General features: G+C 56.0%; 15 protein-coding genes and 1 riboswitch. Of the genes, 5 read left to right on the top strand and 10 right to left on the bottom strand.

Going from position 1 to position 17,142, the window contains the following annotated elements; all coding sequences use genetic code 11:
- Positions 1 to 275: 275 nt before the first annotated feature.
- A complete protein-coding gene (locus tag LG203_RS07190; RefSeq protein WP_230345154.1) occupies positions 276 to 1,211 on the top strand; it encodes a patatin-like phospholipase family protein in 936 nt (311 codons plus the stop codon).
- A 48-nt stretch (positions 1,212 to 1,259) separates the two neighbouring features.
- Here the strand turns inward: LG203_RS07190 and LG203_RS07195 are convergent, their stop codons facing one another.
- Entirely contained in the window at positions 1,260 to 1,748 is a 489-nt protein-coding gene (locus LG203_RS07195; protein WP_230345155.1) for a hypothetical protein, read from the bottom strand.
- Between the two features lie 191 nt (positions 1,749 to 1,939).
- Positions 1,940 to 2,135, top strand: a riboswitch (cobalamin riboswitch).
- 116 nt (positions 2,136 to 2,251) lie between these two features.
- On the opposite strand from LG203_RS07195, the gene LG203_RS07200 reads away from it, so the two are divergent.
- Positions 2,252 to 4,348, top strand: coding sequence for a TonB-dependent receptor (locus tag LG203_RS07200; RefSeq protein WP_230345156.1), 2,097 nt, complete (start codon positions 2,252 to 2,254; stop codon positions 4,346 to 4,348).
- A gap of 69 nt (positions 4,349 to 4,417) precedes the next feature.
- Here the strand turns inward: LG203_RS07200 and LG203_RS07205 are convergent, their stop codons facing one another.
- Positions 4,418 to 5,605, bottom strand: coding sequence for an MFS transporter (locus LG203_RS07205; RefSeq protein WP_230345157.1), 1,188 nt, complete (start codon positions 5,603 to 5,605; stop codon positions 4,418 to 4,420).
- Positions 5,606 to 5,925: 320 nt separating this feature from the next.
- Here LG203_RS07205 and LG203_RS07210 point away from each other — a divergent pair, with 320 nt between their 5' ends.
- Positions 5,926 to 6,111: a hypothetical protein gene (locus tag LG203_RS07210; RefSeq protein ID WP_230345158.1), complete on the top strand. Its 186-nt coding sequence runs from the start codon at positions 5,926 to 5,928 to the stop codon at positions 6,109 to 6,111.
- A gap of 107 nt (positions 6,112 to 6,218) precedes the next feature.
- Here the strand turns inward: LG203_RS07210 and LG203_RS07215 are convergent, their stop codons facing one another.
- A complete protein-coding gene (locus LG203_RS07215; RefSeq protein ID WP_230345203.1) occupies positions 6,219 to 6,635 on the bottom strand; it encodes a DUF2141 domain-containing protein in 417 nt (138 codons plus the stop codon).
- A gap of 59 nt (positions 6,636 to 6,694) precedes the next feature.
- Complete coding sequence (gene cptA, locus LG203_RS07220; protein WP_230345159.1) at positions 6,695 to 8,455, bottom strand: phosphoethanolamine transferase CptA; 1,761 nt, start codon at positions 8,453 to 8,455, stop codon at positions 6,695 to 6,697.
- 519 nt (positions 8,456 to 8,974) lie between these two features.
- Here cptA and LG203_RS07225 point away from each other — a divergent pair.
- Positions 8,975 to 10,312, top strand: coding sequence for an EAL domain-containing protein (locus LG203_RS07225; RefSeq protein WP_230345160.1), 1,338 nt, complete (start codon positions 8,975 to 8,977; stop codon positions 10,310 to 10,312).
- A gap of 125 nt (positions 10,313 to 10,437) precedes the next feature.
- On the opposite strand, the gene LG203_RS07230 is transcribed toward LG203_RS07225, so the two are convergent.
- The 6 genes from LG203_RS07230 to LG203_RS07255 form a co-directional block, all read right to left on the bottom strand.
- On the bottom strand, positions 10,438 to 10,989 hold the full coding sequence (locus LG203_RS07230; RefSeq protein ID WP_230345161.1) for an NADPH-dependent FMN reductase: 552 nt from the start codon (positions 10,987 to 10,989) through the stop codon (positions 10,438 to 10,440).
- A gap of 174 nt (positions 10,990 to 11,163) precedes the next feature.
- Complete coding sequence (locus tag LG203_RS07235; RefSeq protein WP_230345162.1) at positions 11,164 to 11,601, bottom strand: GNAT family N-acetyltransferase; 438 nt, start codon at positions 11,599 to 11,601, stop codon at positions 11,164 to 11,166.
- Between the two features lie 11 nt (positions 11,602 to 11,612).
- Positions 11,613 to 12,227, bottom strand: coding sequence for a PqiC family protein (locus tag LG203_RS07240; RefSeq protein ID WP_230345163.1), 615 nt, complete (start codon positions 12,225 to 12,227; stop codon positions 11,613 to 11,615).
- A complete protein-coding gene (locus LG203_RS07245; RefSeq protein WP_230345164.1) occupies positions 12,224 to 13,927 on the bottom strand; it encodes a PqiB family protein in 1,704 nt (567 codons plus the stop codon). Before LG203_RS07245 ends, LG203_RS07240 begins: the two co-directional genes overlap by 4 nt.
- Complete coding sequence (locus LG203_RS07250) at positions 13,924 to 14,607, bottom strand: paraquat-inducible protein A (RefSeq protein WP_230345165.1); 684 nt, start codon at positions 14,605 to 14,607, stop codon at positions 13,924 to 13,926. The genes LG203_RS07245 and LG203_RS07250 overlap by 4 nt, the downstream gene beginning before the upstream one ends.
- A complete protein-coding gene (locus LG203_RS07255; protein ID WP_230345166.1) occupies positions 14,604 to 15,233 on the bottom strand; it encodes a paraquat-inducible protein A in 630 nt (209 codons plus the stop codon). Before LG203_RS07255 ends, LG203_RS07250 begins: the two co-directional genes overlap by 4 nt.
- Before the next feature lie 344 nt (positions 15,234 to 15,577).
- On the opposite strand from LG203_RS07255, the gene LG203_RS07260 reads away from it, so the two are divergent.
- Entirely contained in the window at positions 15,578 to 16,837 is a 1,260-nt protein-coding gene (locus tag LG203_RS07260; RefSeq protein ID WP_230345167.1) for an NRAMP family divalent metal transporter, read from the top strand.
- Positions 16,838 to 17,142 lie beyond the last annotated feature (305 nt).

A 17,142-nucleotide genomic window follows, 5' to 3' on the forward strand; every position in this document is an offset into this window, starting at 1 on the left:
GAGAAGGTCGGAGCCATGTGGCAATAAAACAAGCCGGATATCAAGCGCAGACAGCGATCATGCGCATGCCGGTGACCTCGTTGATTATTTGATTACACGACACGACCAAACAGGCTTAACATATAGCAGAAGGTGCACAATAAGCAACTGAATAATATCAACATTAACCATGCCTGCTCATCCATGAATACAGTCACGAGCATGCCACCGTGCTACCTAAGATGATACGCAAGGTCTGAAGCTGCTTTCCAGATCAACACTGTCGGAGCATTAAGATGAAAACCATTTTAAGCATTGATGGAGGTGGTATACGCGGGTTGATCCCGGCGCTGATCCTGACGGAGATCGAGGCGCATCTGGGCAAGCCAGTCTGGCAATTGTTTGACCTGATCGCGGGGACATCGACTGGCGGTATTCTCGCCATCGGTTGTGCAAAAAAAGACGCTCCGGGCAAGGCGAAGTACGCAGCGAAAGACCTGGTGGCGATCTACGAAACCCGCGGCAAGGAGATATTCTCGCGTTCCTTGTGGAAAGGGGTGTCCTCCATAGGCGGGATTGCCGATGAGCTTTACTCCGCCGATGGCATTGAACAGGTGCTGCAGGCGTATTTTGAAGACGATGCCTTACAGGACTGTCTGACCCATATCCTGATCACGAGTTACGACCTGCAAAACCGCGAACCCATCTTTTTCAAAAGCTGGAAAGACGAGCATAAACCCGTGCTGCTTAAACACATCGCCCGCGCCACTTCCGCTGCGCCTACTTACTTCGAACCTAGCCAGCTGGAAGTTGCAGGCTCGCTGAAAACCCTGGTGGATGGCGGCGTGTTCATCAACTCGCCTTCAGTGTCGGCTTATGCCGAAGCCAAACGCATTTTCCCCGATGAATCCGAATTTCTGCTGGTATCGCTAGGCACCGGCGAGCTGATCAGGCCGATTACCTTTGATGAGGCAAAAGACTGGGGCAAGGCCGGCTGGGTATTGCCGCTGTTGAGCTGCATGTTTGATGGCGTGGCTGATGCGGCCAATTATCAAATGCAGATGATATTGGGCGATCATTACTACCGGCTGCAAACCGAACTGACCATCGCCTCAGATGACATGGACAACGCCACCAAAGGCAATATCGAAAATCTGAAGGCGGAAGCTAAAAAACTGATCAAATCCAATAAGGCAACACTGGAAATGCTCTATCAGGCATTGGCCAGATAAGACCTGGCAAAGGCCCAAGGCCAAATCACGCAGCGGTATATCAGACGACTAATTGCACAGCCGGGACAAGGAATCAAAATCAAACGCCTGTCCGCTGATGCTCTTCTGAAACTTATCCTGCTGCTGAACACGCCCCGGGGTGTTGAAAGTCGCGCCATCCAGCCTGTCAATAAAACCATCATCCACCAGCATGGCGCAGGCCAGGCTGCGGGAGTATTCCGACTTCAGCAGCGACAACATCTGGGCATGCTCAAAATCAAAATCCACAATTTTTTGCAGTGATTTCGCATAGGTGGTTCTGACTGAAATCACCTCAGGCAAGGTGGAGGACTTTGCAATCAGCGGTTCAATATCATCGCGTATGCCATCTTGGTTTTCGTCTGGCCCCGAGAGTGGGCTGGTCTTGGCCTCAGCATGCAACATGGCAGCCGCCCAGCCTGGCAGTTTATCGCAGGCCGATAGCGCCAACATAAGTGCGGCAGCGCCGAATAGCGGCACCCCTCTGGCAAGCGTTGCGGATATACACGGAAGGTTCATGCGTCCCTTGATGAGAGAGTTTGGCGAGCTGAAAGGCGGGATGCAGCTCAGGTCAAGACTTATGCAGAAAGTATACAGCCCATGCAAAATCCGTCGACCCAGGGGTGACATAATTGTCACCTACCCCCGCCAGAGGCCCAGCGTGCGGGCATCTTTACATTTCTTAAAACTTATTCACGCTTCCCCTTTATAATCTATGCACACTGCCAGGTGCCTGCCCTCTCGCTCGAGGGGAAAGGTGAAACGGGAAACAGGTGAAATACCTGTGCTGCCCCCGCAACGGTAAGCGAGTATGGATGTGCCATCAACGCCACTGGGCCTTATGCCTGGGAAGGCGGTGCATCAAGCCTCGCGAGCCCGGAGACCGGCCTGCCAGTCACGAAGGAACTACCGCGGGGCGCGGTGTTTGGGCGAGGCTAGTCAGCCATCTCACACGATAGCTCTGTGGTTTTTCCATGATGAATCGGCATGCGGGGTCGCATGCGAACATTTAGGAAACGCCCATGAAACGTACTGCCATGGCGAGCCTGACCGGCTTGCTTTTTTCCGTGTCCGCTTACGCTGAAGATATTCAGCCGCTGGAAGAAGTCGAAGTATCCGCACAACATCTCAAGCCAGAATCCCGCCTTAATCAGCCACTCGCCACCGCCAGCCGTCTCGGCCTGACAGCGCTTGAAACCCCCGCCAGCATTGAAGCCGTGGATGCCGACACCCTACGCCGCCGTGGCGATGTCAGTATCCGCGAAGCCGTGTCACGCACCACCGGCATCAGCGACATCAGCAATCTCGGCGTGGGCAATGCCTTTTCAGCGCGCGGTTTCAGCGGCAATGATTCCATCGGCCAGGCAGAAGATGGTGTACGGCTGCTGACCGCTGCCAGCACCATCACGTTTCCTTCAGATACCTGGGGTTATGAACGCATCGAGGTGTTGCGCGGACCAGCCTCGGTATTGTTTGGCACCGGCACCGTGGGTGGCATCATCAACAGCATACGCAAGGCGCCGAGCCGGGATGCTTCATTTGAAGCCTTAGCCGGCTGGGGCACCCGCGGAGAATACCGCGCTGGCGTCGGTGGCACCGGTGCGGTGGGTGAGATAGGCGCATTCCGCATTGATGCTTCCGCCACCGGGGGCAATGGCTATGTGGACCGCGGCGAGCATCAGAGCCGCAAACTCATGAGCGGCCTGCAACTGGTCCCCAGCGATCATCTGCGTGTGGATTTCACTTTTGATCATAGCGAAGACTCCCCGACTACCTACACCGGCATCCCCTTGCGCGATGGCCGCATCGATAGCCGCCTGCGCCAACAGAATTACAACGTGAACGACAGTGCCATGGATTTTGCCGATGACCGCCTGCGCGCCAAGGTGGAATGGGATATGTCAGACAGCCTGAAACTGACCAATATCAGCTACTGGTTTAACAGCCGCCGCCACTGGCGCAACCTGGAATACTATGCCCTCGACAGTGCCAGCAATACGGTGACGCGATCTGGCTATACCGAGATCAAACACCAGCTGAAACAGCTAGGCAACCGCCTGGAACTGGCCAGTGTGGCGGATGCTTTCGGCCACCGCAATCGCTGGGCCATGGGCTGGGAAACCACGCGTGTTGATCTGCGTTATATCGACAACTTCTACGCGGGCACCGACGGCACCAGCACCGTGCCGATCAAAGGGTTTGCACCCGGCTATTATGCCGATGCCACGTTGGATCCGACGATTCCCGAGTACAAGGCGCGCACCCTGCAAAACGCCCTGTTTGTGGAAGATGCGCTGGACCTGACCGATCGGCTGAAACTGACGGCAGGCGTCCGCCAGGACTGGATCAATGTGGATCATCAGAACTTCATCACCGGTGCTTCATTCGACAAGGATTACTCGCCCTTTTCCTACCGCCTGGGCACGGTATTTACCGCGGCTCCAGGCCTGGCCGTGTATGGGCAATACAGCCAGGGCTCAGACCCGGTATCGTCCATCGTCTCATTACGGCCCCGCAACAAAGGCTACAAGCTGACCACCGCCAGACAAGCCGAAGTCGGCATCAAGCATATGCTGGATAACGGCAAAGGCGACGTGACGCTGGCGCTGTACCACATCGCCAAGGACGACATCCTGACACGCGACCCTGCCGATCAGCGGCTGACAGTGCAAGGCGGCAAGCAGTCTTCACGCGGTGTGGAGCTTTCCACCCTGCTGCTGCCAAGCGCACATTGGCGTGTAGACGCCAATATGGCACTGCTGAAGGCGCGCTATGACGAATTGCTGGAAAACGGTGCCTCACGCGCAGGCAACACGCCGACCAATGTACCGGAGAAAGTCGCCAACGCATGGGTTTACTACCAGCGGGGTGACTGGTCCATGGGTGCGGGCGCCCGACTGGTAGGACAACGCTACGCCGACACGGCCAACACCTCGGTCATGCCCGGCTATACCGTGTATGACGCCAACATTGCCTGGCGTGCAAACCGCCACACCACCCTGCGCCTCAACGCACGCAATCTGGGTGACAAGCTCTACGCCAGTACCTATTACGACACCAGCCAGTTCATCCTCGGCCCCTCACGCAGTCTGGAGCTGACCGCCGAAATCAGCTACTGATCACGATCGGAGAAACGCGACACTGACGCCCTGCCCTGCCGCCAAGCCTGCAGAACAGGGCGTTTTTCTTTAGTGCGATGCAGGCTTGAGCCAGCAGGCCATGACGATCATCAAACCGGCAATGCCAATCAGCATATGAAGGGAACTCGCATAGCTGCCCGTCACATCGCGCAGATAGCCGAATGCCAGCGGACCGGTTGCGGCGACCAGATAGCCTATGGTGAGCACAAACGCCGTCCATGCGTTGGTTTCACTCGCGTTAGCCGTATTATCCAGCGGCAAGGTCATGCCCAGAGTAAAGGCACCGCCCAGGCCAAAGGCGGTCACGGCGATCACCGGTACAGGCGCCCATAACGGCGCTACCGTCATCAGCACCAGCCCCAGCAGGGTAATCACGGCGCTGGATACCAGCCAGACGCGGCGATCCAGTGATTTGCTGTAAGCCCCGAACACCGGACTTGCCAGCATGAAGGCCGCAGTAAAGCATCCCAGCAGCACACCAGCCATGCTGCTGGAAAGCCCATGCTCCAGAAACACCGCGGCCGTCCAGGTCACCATGGCATAAAAAATCAGGTTAATGCAGGCAAAAAAAGCGGCAATCCGCCAAGCCAGCGCATTGCGCCATGGCAAGGGCGCCCGGGCGACCACGATCTTCTGGCTGGCATCGTGCGTACGGACATGCTGCCAATAGACGTAGCCCCAGGCCAGCGTCGCCAGCAGCCCGAGCACGGACCATATGCCGGCGGGCAGGCGCCAGCCACCTATACTCTCCGCCATGGGCGCGGTAATGACGGCAGACAGCGTGCTGCCAAACGACAACCCTGTCACGTAAATACCCATCACCCACGCCGCCCGCGTCGGGTAGTTCACCTTGATGTAGCCAGAGAGCAGCGTACCCGTCACGGCGATGCCCGCGCCAACACCCACGGTACTCAGCAGCAATGCCAGCACATCCGGCGCAAAAGCGCGGATCAAGGTAGACACACCCAGTATCGCCAGGGCTGTCACAATGGTTTTATCGCGGCCAAAACGATGCGCCAGCCATGGCGCGGGTAAAGCCAGCAGGCCCATCAACAAATCAGGTATCGCCGTCAGCAGCGAAGCCTGGGCATGCGACAAGGCAAACGCATCGATAATGCGCGGCAAAATCGGGCCAATAGAGACAATCGAAGGCCGCAGTGCAAGGGCCACCAGCACGATGGCGACGATACCAATGCCTAGAGCCGGTAAGGGGGATTCTTTTGTAACTGGATGCATGCATGGCCTCAACAGGGAGTTTCAAATGACGATGAATCAGGCGCCCAAAGGACGGTTCATCATGGAAAAGAAACTAACAGACTCCGGTAAATACGCTCCATACGTCGAATGACTGAGCGCAAGCCTAATGCAGACATATCCCGGCATAGAGCCAGCCGATCACGCCGCGCCGACGCGCTAGCGCAGGCAATGCACCTTGCTTTCTGCTGGGGGAAATTGAAGAAACTATTTGGCCGCCACCCCTTAATTTTCGGTGGATGCTGTCGTTATCAGTAAACAGCAAGGCCTAATAATAGTGTGTGACTTTTCAGGAGATCATCATGACATCCGCCGTAGGAAGCTCAACCAGCACCAGCTATACACCGCCACCACCTCCTGCGCAGCAGGCACAGCCCAAGCCGCCAGTAGACGAAAACGAAGCCAGCAACAAACCGAATGAGGCTCCGCCACCACCGAAGCCAACTTCATCCGTCACCCTGGGCACTCAGGTCGATACCACAGCGTAAGCTGGTGAGAGCTAAAAAAACCGCCATATCGGCGGTTTTTTCATGTTCTCCTGTCCATTCTTTTTCTGTTCCTCATTCCCTATGCCCGCAGCAGGCAATGCCAACACTCAGTAATGCAATTCAACCGTGATTTCCGTTGCGCCGCTTACCTCAAATGCGCTGGGCTCAAACGGCGGCGGCCCGGATACTTTAGGATTATTCGATAGCCCATATCCCTCGGTAGGAAACATGCCAAAGCGGCGGTTCAATTCGCCGTTGGCATCTTCATCGTGATACACCACCACGGCATATTTGCCTGGCTTGACATCACGCCAGCTGAGGATGACCTCGCCGGGGCTGGCGGCAGTCTGCATCACGGCCACCGCGTCGGCCTCCTTGCGAAAGGTCCTGGGATCCGCATAAAGCGCTGCCCGGATATTGCCTTTGGCACTTTTCACCCCTTCTACCTTCACGGTAAGTGACACGCCATCGGCTGATGCATGCAGGGAAAAACAAACGAGGATCAGGCTGAAAAAAATACGCATAGGGTTCACTTCATGCTCCTGTGGTTGGTAGTGCGGACTGTTCACATCTGTTGTCATGACTACTGGGCAAGCCGGGGCGGCTGCCCTGCCAACTGGGTGGATGACAAGGCAGGCTGCTGAATCTCGCGCATGCCATCGCGGAAGGTAGGATCACCCACCCAGGTCGGGCGCTGCACAAAGGCGGTATTGACCAGGCTTTTGCTGGGGTCAAAGCCGCTGTAATGCAGCCCGGCCAGATCAGACCAGGTTTGCTCGAAATAGGCCGTGCTGTATTCACGATTCAAGGCAAAGCCCAGGTTCTGCGGGTTGTCCTGTTTCCACTGATCCGAGGTCCAGACAAACATGGGAATGGCAAACATGGGCAGGGTCGGGTTGCCTTCATTGCGGCCGACAAACTCATATGGCGGCGTGTCATAGACATCTTCACCGTGGTCGGACATGAAGGTCAGCATGCTGCGCTCGCCTTTGGCCTGCAGGGTTTTCATCAGGGTAGCCAGCACGTAATCGTTGTAGCGCACGGCGTTGTCGTAGGTATTGACGACCTGGGCCTTGTTGTCATCCAGCCAATCCGGCAGACCGGTACGATCCTTGAAGTAATCGAACTCGGGCGGATAGCGGTATTCGTATTTCATGTGCGTGCCCAGGAGGTGAACGACGATGAATTTGCGTTGCGCGGGGTCAGCCAGCGCGGATTCAAAGGGCTTGAACACATTGCTGTCGTATTCGCGCGAGTTCTGATAACGCGTATTGTTGGTGTAGCGCTGCACATCGGCCAGCTGCGAGAAGTAGGCCAGCATGGTGTTGCGTTTGGTGATGGTCTGCTGGTTGGTGATCCAGAAGGTCTTGTAGCCCGCCTGTTTCATGAGATTCATGATCGAAGGCTTGGTCATGACGGCATCCGGGTTATCGCGGTCAGCAAAGGTCAGCGCCTGCTCCAGCACTTCGATGGTTGAGGCGCGCGGCGACACCACACGGGTAAAAATGCTGAGCTGGTCTTTCATCTTGTCGAGGTTGGGCGTGGTATCGCGCGGATAGCCATACAGCCCCCAATGCAGGCGAGTGGATGACTCGCCGATCACCAGCACCAGCGTGCCAGGCTTGCCCGCGTATTGATCCTGCAGATTGGCAAGTGGCGGCAAGGCGCTGTTTTTTTCCAGCAGCGCCTGCATATTGCCGAGCTGGCGCCGATACTGAAAATAGCCCATCACCAGTTGCCAGGGTTCGGCCGGCTCCATACGGCGCTGCATGTGGTCGATGACCCGGTCCCAGCTTTGATGGCTGATGAAGCGATCCTCTATGAACGGCAGCACGTGTATCGGCACAATGATCAAGAGGCAGGCCACCAGCTTGCCACGCCACGAAAATGCCAGCGGCTGCACGCGTTGCCACAAGAACCAGGCCGCGAAGGTATGCGCGATATACACCAGCGGCATCCACCACTTGAAGTACTGCGCTACATATTCGGAAGACTCGGCAGGGTTGGACTCAAACAGGATATACAGCACGCTCTGCGAAAATTCCTGGTGATACACGCAGAAATACGCGAGGCTCAACAAGGAAGTCGCCCACAACACAATACCGATAATGGCGGTGATGGCCTTGGTATGCCGGGGGAGCAGCAATACCGGCACCAGCCACAGAAAACTCATGTACACCGCCTGGCGGAAGCCGATAAAAATCGTCGCATCCGTCATTTGCAGGAGCACATGCGTCACCCCTGAGAAATAGAAAAAGAACAAATATAGATTTAAAAAGCGCAGAAAGGACGAACTGCTGGCCTTCTCCGCACCCATTGCTTCAGGGCTCACCATAGTTTTCATGCATCACTCGTCGTTGATCGTTTTTATTGTGTTGGTCCGCTATCGGATTGATAGCCATGGAATAGATATCAAGGAACGTGCCGACGCGCGATGGCATGCGCCATACAATTAAATATGCATAAAAATCATTAAGTTAAATTTAATCAGCCGTCGACATTCCGGCCGGGATGACGCAGCGTGCGGATAAAGCCCGCAAAAAAACGAAGTATTGGGTGAAGAACACTGCAGTTATTTCATGGATTAAGACGTCAGACGGAAGTCCACGCAAAAAAACACAGCGGACATGTTGAGGATGACAGGCAACTTGACTGCCTTCAGCAAAACTTATGCATGGCATCCGCGTTTGACCATGAACAAGAAAATCAAGCTATTATCGTTACAGCGTTATCTTTAGCGCTGCTCAGGCCAGTGTGGATGGCAGCGCCAAGTTCTTCCAGGCATCAATAAGCTTAATAATAAATTCCGTGGCGGATACATAGTGCATTGTTGATCCGCGACTTTCTGGTGGAGCCTTTGGTCATGGAGATACAGCCACACACCAAGCAATCCTTACGCATGCGCCGCGCGCTGCTTCTCGGCTCTGCTGTGCTCGGCAGCATTTCCGTGTTCTGGGGCATCTACTTTGCGGTTGATCAAAACTGGCCCATCTTCTGCCTTAACCTGTTCTCCATTCTGGTCTCCGCCATCACGGCAGGTCTGACCTATCGTGGACGCATCAAGGTTGCGGCCATCCTGCTGTTCTCCTCGGTATATACGGTGCTCTGCCTGTTTTGCCTGTTTCTGGATGTGCCCAGCGCTGAAGCACCGCGTTCCAATCAGAACTACTTTCTCGTTATCGCGCTGTTCGCATCATTAGCCTTCAAGGGAGATAGCCCCTGGCTCCGGCACGGCATGGTCACGGCAGGCCTCATTGCCTTTGTCTGCTTTGCCAGCAGCAACTGGGGCATCACCTCCCCCTATATGCTGGGCAATGATGTGCGTATCCCCGGCACCTGGTTTCATAACATCATCATCACCGCCGTGCTGTATGCCCTGGTCTGGGTGATGCAGGCTAATCTCGCCGAGCGCAATGCGCTGGAATCGGATCTGCGCAAAGCCCTGCTCGCCAATCAGCTGGTGCTCTACTACCAGCCGCAGGCAGGCGATGACGGCCGCATTGTGGGCGCCGAAGCCTTGCTGCGTTGGCAGCATCCGGTAAAAGGCATGGTCTCGCCCGCCGATTTCATTCCCCTGGCCGAAGAAACCGGGCTGATCCTGCCGATCGGGCACTGGGTGCTGGGCACGGCGTGTGCGCAGCTCATGGCATGGTCAAGACATCCCGCCACGGCGCATTTGTCCATCGCGGTCAATGTCAGCGCCCTGCAATTCAAGCAGCCCGATTATGTCAGTCAGGTGGTCTCGGTGATTGAACGCTCAGGCATCAACCCGACCCTGCTCAAGCTGGAGCTGACCGAAAGCATGCTGGTTAATGATGTGAATGACATCATCGCCAAAATGCACGCCTTGAAAGCCAAAGGCGTGGGCTTATCCCTGGATGATTTTGGCACGGGCTATTCATCCCTCAGCTACCTGAAGAAATTGCCGCTGGATCAGCTCAAGATTGATCAATCCTTTGTGCGTGACATGCTGACGGATGGCAATGATGTGGCCATTGTGCAAACGCTGGTGGCATTAGGGCAGGCGATGCATCTGCATGTGATTGCCGAAGGGGTGGAAACCGAACAGCACCGCCAGTTTCTGGCAGACATGGGCTGCTTGTCGTATCAGGGATATTTGCTCAGCAAGCCGGTGCCGATTGCCGAGTTTGAAGCGCTGCTGGCTGCGCATGATGCGGCCAATGCAAAGGCCTGGGCTTGAAAAAACAATGACTGGGAGCGGCGAACCCCCAGCCATCATCTCCTTACTTTAGCGGGATTGATTGTATAGAAACCCCAGGGTTTGGGAATGTGGCAAATTGCCGCAGGCTTGAGCCTGAAGGGGCTTTATGCCACCAGCGCCTGCTGGGCCGAAGGATGCAATAGCAGCGCTGCCTGCTCAAGCGCCACATCAATCCGCTGCTCAATGGCTTCGCTGGTCAGTTTGTAATGGGTGAATTCCGAGTCCTTGGCATAGATGGCCGTGGGTACGGTGTACAGACCAAAGAAAGTAGCCAGGATACGCAACTGGTAATCGAGAATGGATGCATGCTGGTCACTGCCCCCCGTTGCCGCCAGAATCGCCACTTTGCCATTCAGGGCTTTGGGGTCGAGCAGATCAAAAAAGTGCTTCATCAAGCCAGTGTAAGAAGCCTTGTAGACCGGACTCGCAATCACGATCAGCTCTGCGTTGCGCAACTTGTCGTGCGCTGACTGAATCGCCGCCGGAAAGTCATTGAAACTGACGGTAGTACCGAGCACATCAATCAGCTGCGCAATATCCACGACATCGCCTGAGGCATGCAGACGCTGAGTCGCCTTGGCGACGATGGTATCGACCAGTGCCCTGGTTCTGGATGGGCTGGTAATGCTGCCTGATACACCAATAATGTTTGCCATGTTTGTTTCCACTTATAAATTAACTAACTTCAAATGCATGGCAAGGATCATGCCTGAAAAAAAAACCACGGAAGTTCGGCATCTTACCTAAAAAAACAGTGAACACTGTTTCTGGCTCAGCAGTTTTTCTGTTTGGCATGTTGCCACGGCAACACTTCACAAGCCCTGTCTGATTTAAAGCCCCTTGACCATCAAGCAATGCGGAATGCCGATTTCAGTAAACAGCTCACCATGCGTGGCATAGCCCAGGCTTTGATAAAAGGCCACGGCACTTTCGCGGGCGTGGAGGTGCATTTCCTGATAGCCAGTCTGCCGGGCAAGCATTTCGGCGTGTGCCACCAGGCGACGGCCTATGCCTTTGCCTTGCAGCTGCGTATCTACCGCCACCTGACGCATCTGCACCTGGCGCGGGTTCAGGGGTTTCAGTACCAGACACGCCACCAGCGTTTGCTCAAGGTAAGCACCAATATGCTGGGAGTCAGCTTCCGCCGCGAGTTGCTCGGCGGAGAAGACCAGTCCGAGAGGTTGTCTCAGGATGGCATGGCGCAGGGCGACTTCGGCCATGTACTCAGGCGAGTTATGCGCGATGGTGTTAAATATCAGGGCATCCATCTACGAGAATGCTAGGAACAAGTGGCTGACTGCGTGTTGGCCCACGCGTGCGCCTGCTCGGCTACACGGACAGCCAAAGCAGCTATGCTGCGCTGCTGCGCTTGCACCAGTTCAGCATAGCCGCCCGGGGCTTGCTCCTGAAACTGCCCGCGGCAGATAAATCGCGCATTCCCCGTCTGCTTGACAAAGCCCAGGCTCCAGTCGGCATCCAGTTGCACGTTTTGGCCCAGCCAGGCATCCAGACGACGCACCTGCACCTTGATCCGCAATACGGGCTGATCCCTGGGTGCGGGCAGGCCGGCAATATCCTGGGTATGCAGACGTTGCGTCAGCTGCGCAGACAAGGCATTACGGAACTCATCCGCCAGCGGCCCGGCCCAGCGTTCGCCATCCACGATAGCGACATTGCTGCCCCCTTGTCTGACTACCAGCTGCGACTGATCCAGCTGCGGCGGAATGCCCACCGGTAGCACCTCAATCAGAAATGCTGCCTTCTGCTGGCTCTCGGCAATGGACGCTGCCGGAGCCAGCAGCGTGTGGTAATGCACGGGAGCTGAGACAGACGAGCATCCGCTCATAGCGAGCATGAGCAAGCCCCCCAGGTAAATACGGTTGATGCGGATCATTTGGTCGACTCCTCTTTCGTCGTTGGCGCTGGGGGTTTTGTGGTGACGGCAGACGGCTCTTGCGGACGCCCGAGCAACAGGGATTCGGGATGACGGCCCAGCAAATCGGTCAGCACGCGCAATGAGCGCGATGTACGCTGCACCTCTTGTAAGGTCTGCCCCAGATTCTGCTGCAGCGGTGCATCCTCCGCCAGCAGGCTGTCCACATTGCCAAAGGTCTGTCTGGCTTGCTGCATGGTCTCGTCAGCCTCCTGCATGGTGCGTTGGGTTTGCTGCAGGGTTTGCGCAGTCTGGGGCAATACCTGGCGATTGACCTGCGTGAGGGTATTGTCGAGATTCACCAGCGTCGCATCCAGGTTTCGTGCTATCGAATCCAGCGGCATTTTTTCAATTTTGGCGACAATGTTGGCAATCTGCTCCTGCATACGGTCAAAGCTGCCATTGATGGTCGGCAAGTTGATCGGGCGGGCGTTAACATCCATCTCTGCTTTGGGCGCATTGGGGATAAAATCCATGGCGATATAGAGTTGCCCGGTCAGAATGTTGCCCAGCCGTGCCTGGGCACGCAACCCCTGCTTGACCATGGCGTGCATGAAGACGGCAGCCTGCTTGTCATTATCACCTTCCAGTTTCGGCAACTTGTCCAGTACCCTGCCCATGCGCTCTGGATACACCAGCACCCCGACTACTGTGGGGAAGCGGTGCTTGACCGGGTCGTAATCCAGGTTGATGGACACCACATGTCCCAGATCCACACCTGAAAACTGCACCGGCGCGCCAACGGAAAGTCCGCGTAGCGATTGCTCGAACTTGAGCTGGATGTATTGCGCCTCGCCATCGGGCGGCGCCATCGCAGCCCCCTGGTCTGCGTTCAGCGTGAATTCGGTATCCTTGGGCGCCGGACTGGCCTGGCGGCCCATGGGCGAGGCAAAAGCCACGCCTCCGGCCACAATGGTGGAAACAGATTGCGTCTTGAGCTTGAGCCCATCCGCCCCCAAAGACACATCGACACCACTCGCGTTCCAGAAACGGGTATTCGTGGTCACATAGCGGTCATAAGGCGCGTCAATGAATATCTGCAGCTTGATGTCCTGGCCGCTCTCGCCCAGTTGATACGATGCCACGCGCCCGACCTGAATCCGCCGGTAATAGACCGGAGAGCCAATATCCAGCGACCCCAGATCCTCGCTCTTCAAGATGAAGGATTTTCCCGGCATGTCGCCCACCACGGGTGGTGGCATTTCCAGCCCGGTAAATTCGCTGGCGGTGTCTTCCGACTGACCTTTATCCACACCGATATAAGCGCCCGAGAACAGGGTATCCACGCCGGAAATCCCGCTGGCACCGATGCGTGGACGCACCACCCAGAAGCGGCTGTCTTTGCTGGTCAGGCTTTTGGCGCTTTGCATCAGCGCCACCTTGACCTTCACATGCGAGCCATCTTTGCTCAGGGTAATCGCCGTCACAGCCCCCACGGTCACGTCCTTGTATTTGACCGGGGTTTTACCAGCCTCGAGACCGGTGGCTGTATGAAAGAGAATGGTGATCTCGGGACCTTCCGACAGCCAGGCATGTACCAGCATGGAAATACCGATGGCCGCCGCCACGATGGGCACTGTCCAGATCAGCGAAATACCCCAGCGGCGGCGGATGATCGCCGGCTTGCCAGGCTGTGGGCGTGCTTCAGTTGTATCGTTCATTCGGTGTCACCATCCCATATCAAACGCGGATCAAAACTCATGGCAGAAAGCATGGTCATGATCACCACCATGCCAAAGAAAAGAATGCCGATGCGCGGCTCAATGTCGCTCAGGCCCTGAAATTTCACCAAAGCCGCCACCACCGCCACCACCAGCACATCCAGCATGGACCAGTAACCGACCAACTCCACCATGCGGTAAAGTTTGGCGCGCTCTTTCATGGCCCAGCGACTGCCTCGCTGCGATGTGGCAAACAACACGCCCAGCACCACAAACTTAGTACAGGGCACCAGCACGCTGGCAATGAAAATCACCAGGGCAATGCCATACGAACCTGATTTCCAGAACTCGATCACCCCTTGCATGATGGTGTTGTCACTGCCACTGCCCAGCAGGCTGGTGTACATCACCGGCAACACATTGGCCGGTATGTAAAAAATCAGGCCGGCCAGCAACAAGGCCCATGCCCGGGCAATACTGTTGGGGCGCCGCCGGTGCAATGGAGCGCCGCAACGCGGGCAAATCACCTGATGACTGCGCCCACGCGCACCATTCCCGCATGCCTCTGACTCCGCTACAGGCCGATGGTGCGACGCTTGAGGCAGCGTATCCTGGCAAACCAGCCCGCAAGCGTGGCAGCTCACCACGCCGAGACGACCTGCTGACACAGCGCCTGTCATGCCTGCGCCTTTTGGGCTGATCTCGCTGGCTCGGTCATTTCCCACAACCAATGAATATCGCGATTGGCGATGACCGTCAGCAGGATCATGAGCAATGCCGTTGCCCAGATGCCGGCGCCCGGCGCCACCTGCAAAAAGCCGGAAAGCTTGATAACGGCCACCAGTATCCCCAGCAGGCAAACTTCGACCATGCTCCATGGCCGCAATGCCACCAGCATGCGCATGGCACGCTCAAAGCCCGGCGCACGTTTTCCAAAACGTGCATACAGCAACACCCAGCCCAGCAGGCTGATCTGCAAAAACGGCACGATGATGATGGACATGGCTGTTGGCACCGCAATCGGGGCCGCCGGGCCATGCGCCAGCGCCGCTGCCGATGCCCATAGCGTGGCCTCGTTATGCATGCCCTTGAAGCTGATATAAATCACCGGGCACACATTCGCCATCACAAACACGATCGCCGCGGCGATGGTCAATGCCAGCCAGCGATCCACATCCAGCCGGCTGGCACGATAAAGAATCGCGTCGCAACGTTCACATCGCGCCAATTGCCCTGGAGTCAGCGGCGTACGCTCATACACGCTGTCGCAGTGCTCACAGGCCACCAGATGGGGGAAGGTTTTCATATCAGGGGTTGATTAAATTCACTCATGCGAGCGATCATTCTAGAGCGATCACTCTAAATCAGCAATTATTTATTTTGGAAAATGCGATATGAAAGAAAGCGTGGCTCTGCCAGATACCGGAGGAGACCGCCAGATGACCAGTTTGAGTTAGGCTCTTGAAAAACATGGCAAGCACCGCCCCTGGTCCAGTACATGGCAAGAGCATGCGGCATGACCTCGTCCTCAAGCTGTTCAAGCTTGATATTGTCTATCGGGACGTTTCACTGCTTAAAACTGAATGTCGCTGTGCGTCGCCTTATGTAATTTGCTACGCTAGCAAGCGCTAACCACCGGGAGCCCTTCACATGCGCACGATAAAAAAATTCAGTTTGCGACGTGGCTTGGGAGAATTAGGGCCCGGCCTGGTAACAGGTGCGGCGGATGATGACCCGAGCGGCATCGCAACATACTCTCAGGCAGGCGCACAGTTTGGCTACTCCATGCTGTGGACCATGATCTTCACCTTGCCACTGATGGTTGCCATCCAGATGGTGAGCGCCCGTATCGGATATGTCACGCGGCAAGGCCTGGCAGCCAACATCAAGACCAGTTTCCCCCGATGGGTGTTGCTGACTGTCGTCAGCATGCTGCTGATCGCCAATACGCTTAACGTAGCCGCTGATATTGCCGCCATGGCAGAGGCTTTGCGTCTGCTGGTGGGCGGCTCCTCGCATCTCTATGCCGTGGCTTTCGGGCTTATCTGCCTGTTGCTACAGGTGTTTCTGCCCTATCGCACCTATGTGCGCTGGCTGAAATGGCTGACACTGGCGCTGTTGTCTTATGTGGCAGTGGTATTCACGCTGCATCTGAACGGGTGGATGATCGTGGGAAAAATCCTCCATCCAGACATTACCCTCAACCATGACATGCTGCTGATGATGGTGGCGGTCTTCGGCACCACCATCAGCCCTTATCTTTTTTTCTGGCAAGCCGCTCAGGAAATGGAAGATAGCGCCGGGCTCCCAGCCCCTACCGCACACCAGGTAAATCGCAAGCTAAAACACATCAAGGTCGACACCGTCATCGGCATGAGCTTTTCCAATCTGATTGCGTTTTTCATCATCCTGAGCACGGCCGCCACGTTAAATGCAGCAGGAGTCAACGACATCCAAACCTCAGCACAAGCGGCAGAAGCGCTCAGGCCGATTGCTGGCGAATTCACCTTTATCCTGTTCAGCATGGGCATTATCGGCACGGGCATGCTGGCTGTTCCCATACTGGCGGGGTCAGCGGGCTATGCCGTGGCAGAGGCAGCAGGATGGCAAGGAGGCCTGAACTCCAGGCTGGATCACAACGAGGGCCGTGGTTTTTACGGTGTGATTGCCGCCGCGACCATAGGCGGCGTCATTTTCTGCTTTACGCCCATGGATCCGGTGAAGGAATTATTCTGGGCGGCAGTCATCAATGGCATCATTTCCGTTCCCATCATGGTCGTCATGATGTTGTTGGCATCGCGGGTCAGCATCATGGGGCCTCATGTCATCAGCCCTCGCCTGCGCTGGTTGGGATGGGCCGCCACAGCCGCCATGGCGGTGACCGTTGTCGGCATGCTGCTGACCTTGTGAGGCCGCTTCCTCTATTCCCCTGGCATTGACTTGGCAGTCCCCTTTATTGTCGCATGCCTCCATAAGCCCCGCTAATAATACTGCCCTACATCACTAAGCATAACTTATTGATAAATATTGATTTTATGGTGCGACCTGCCCCATCGGGGTACTTTCATGGTGGTTCCCACCCAACAACTCCGAACAAAATAAAAACAAGCCATTGATTTTAATGGAATAAAAAATAAATCCCTCAATGGCACAGCCTTTGCTTATGCAGGGCAGTACCACCGCCTCATCAAGTTATCCAACTTCTCAGGGAAAAA

Source organism: Methylovorus mays, assembly GCF_020531915.1.
Lineage (GTDB): Bacteria > Pseudomonadota > Gammaproteobacteria > Burkholderiales > Methylophilaceae > Methylovorus > Methylovorus mays.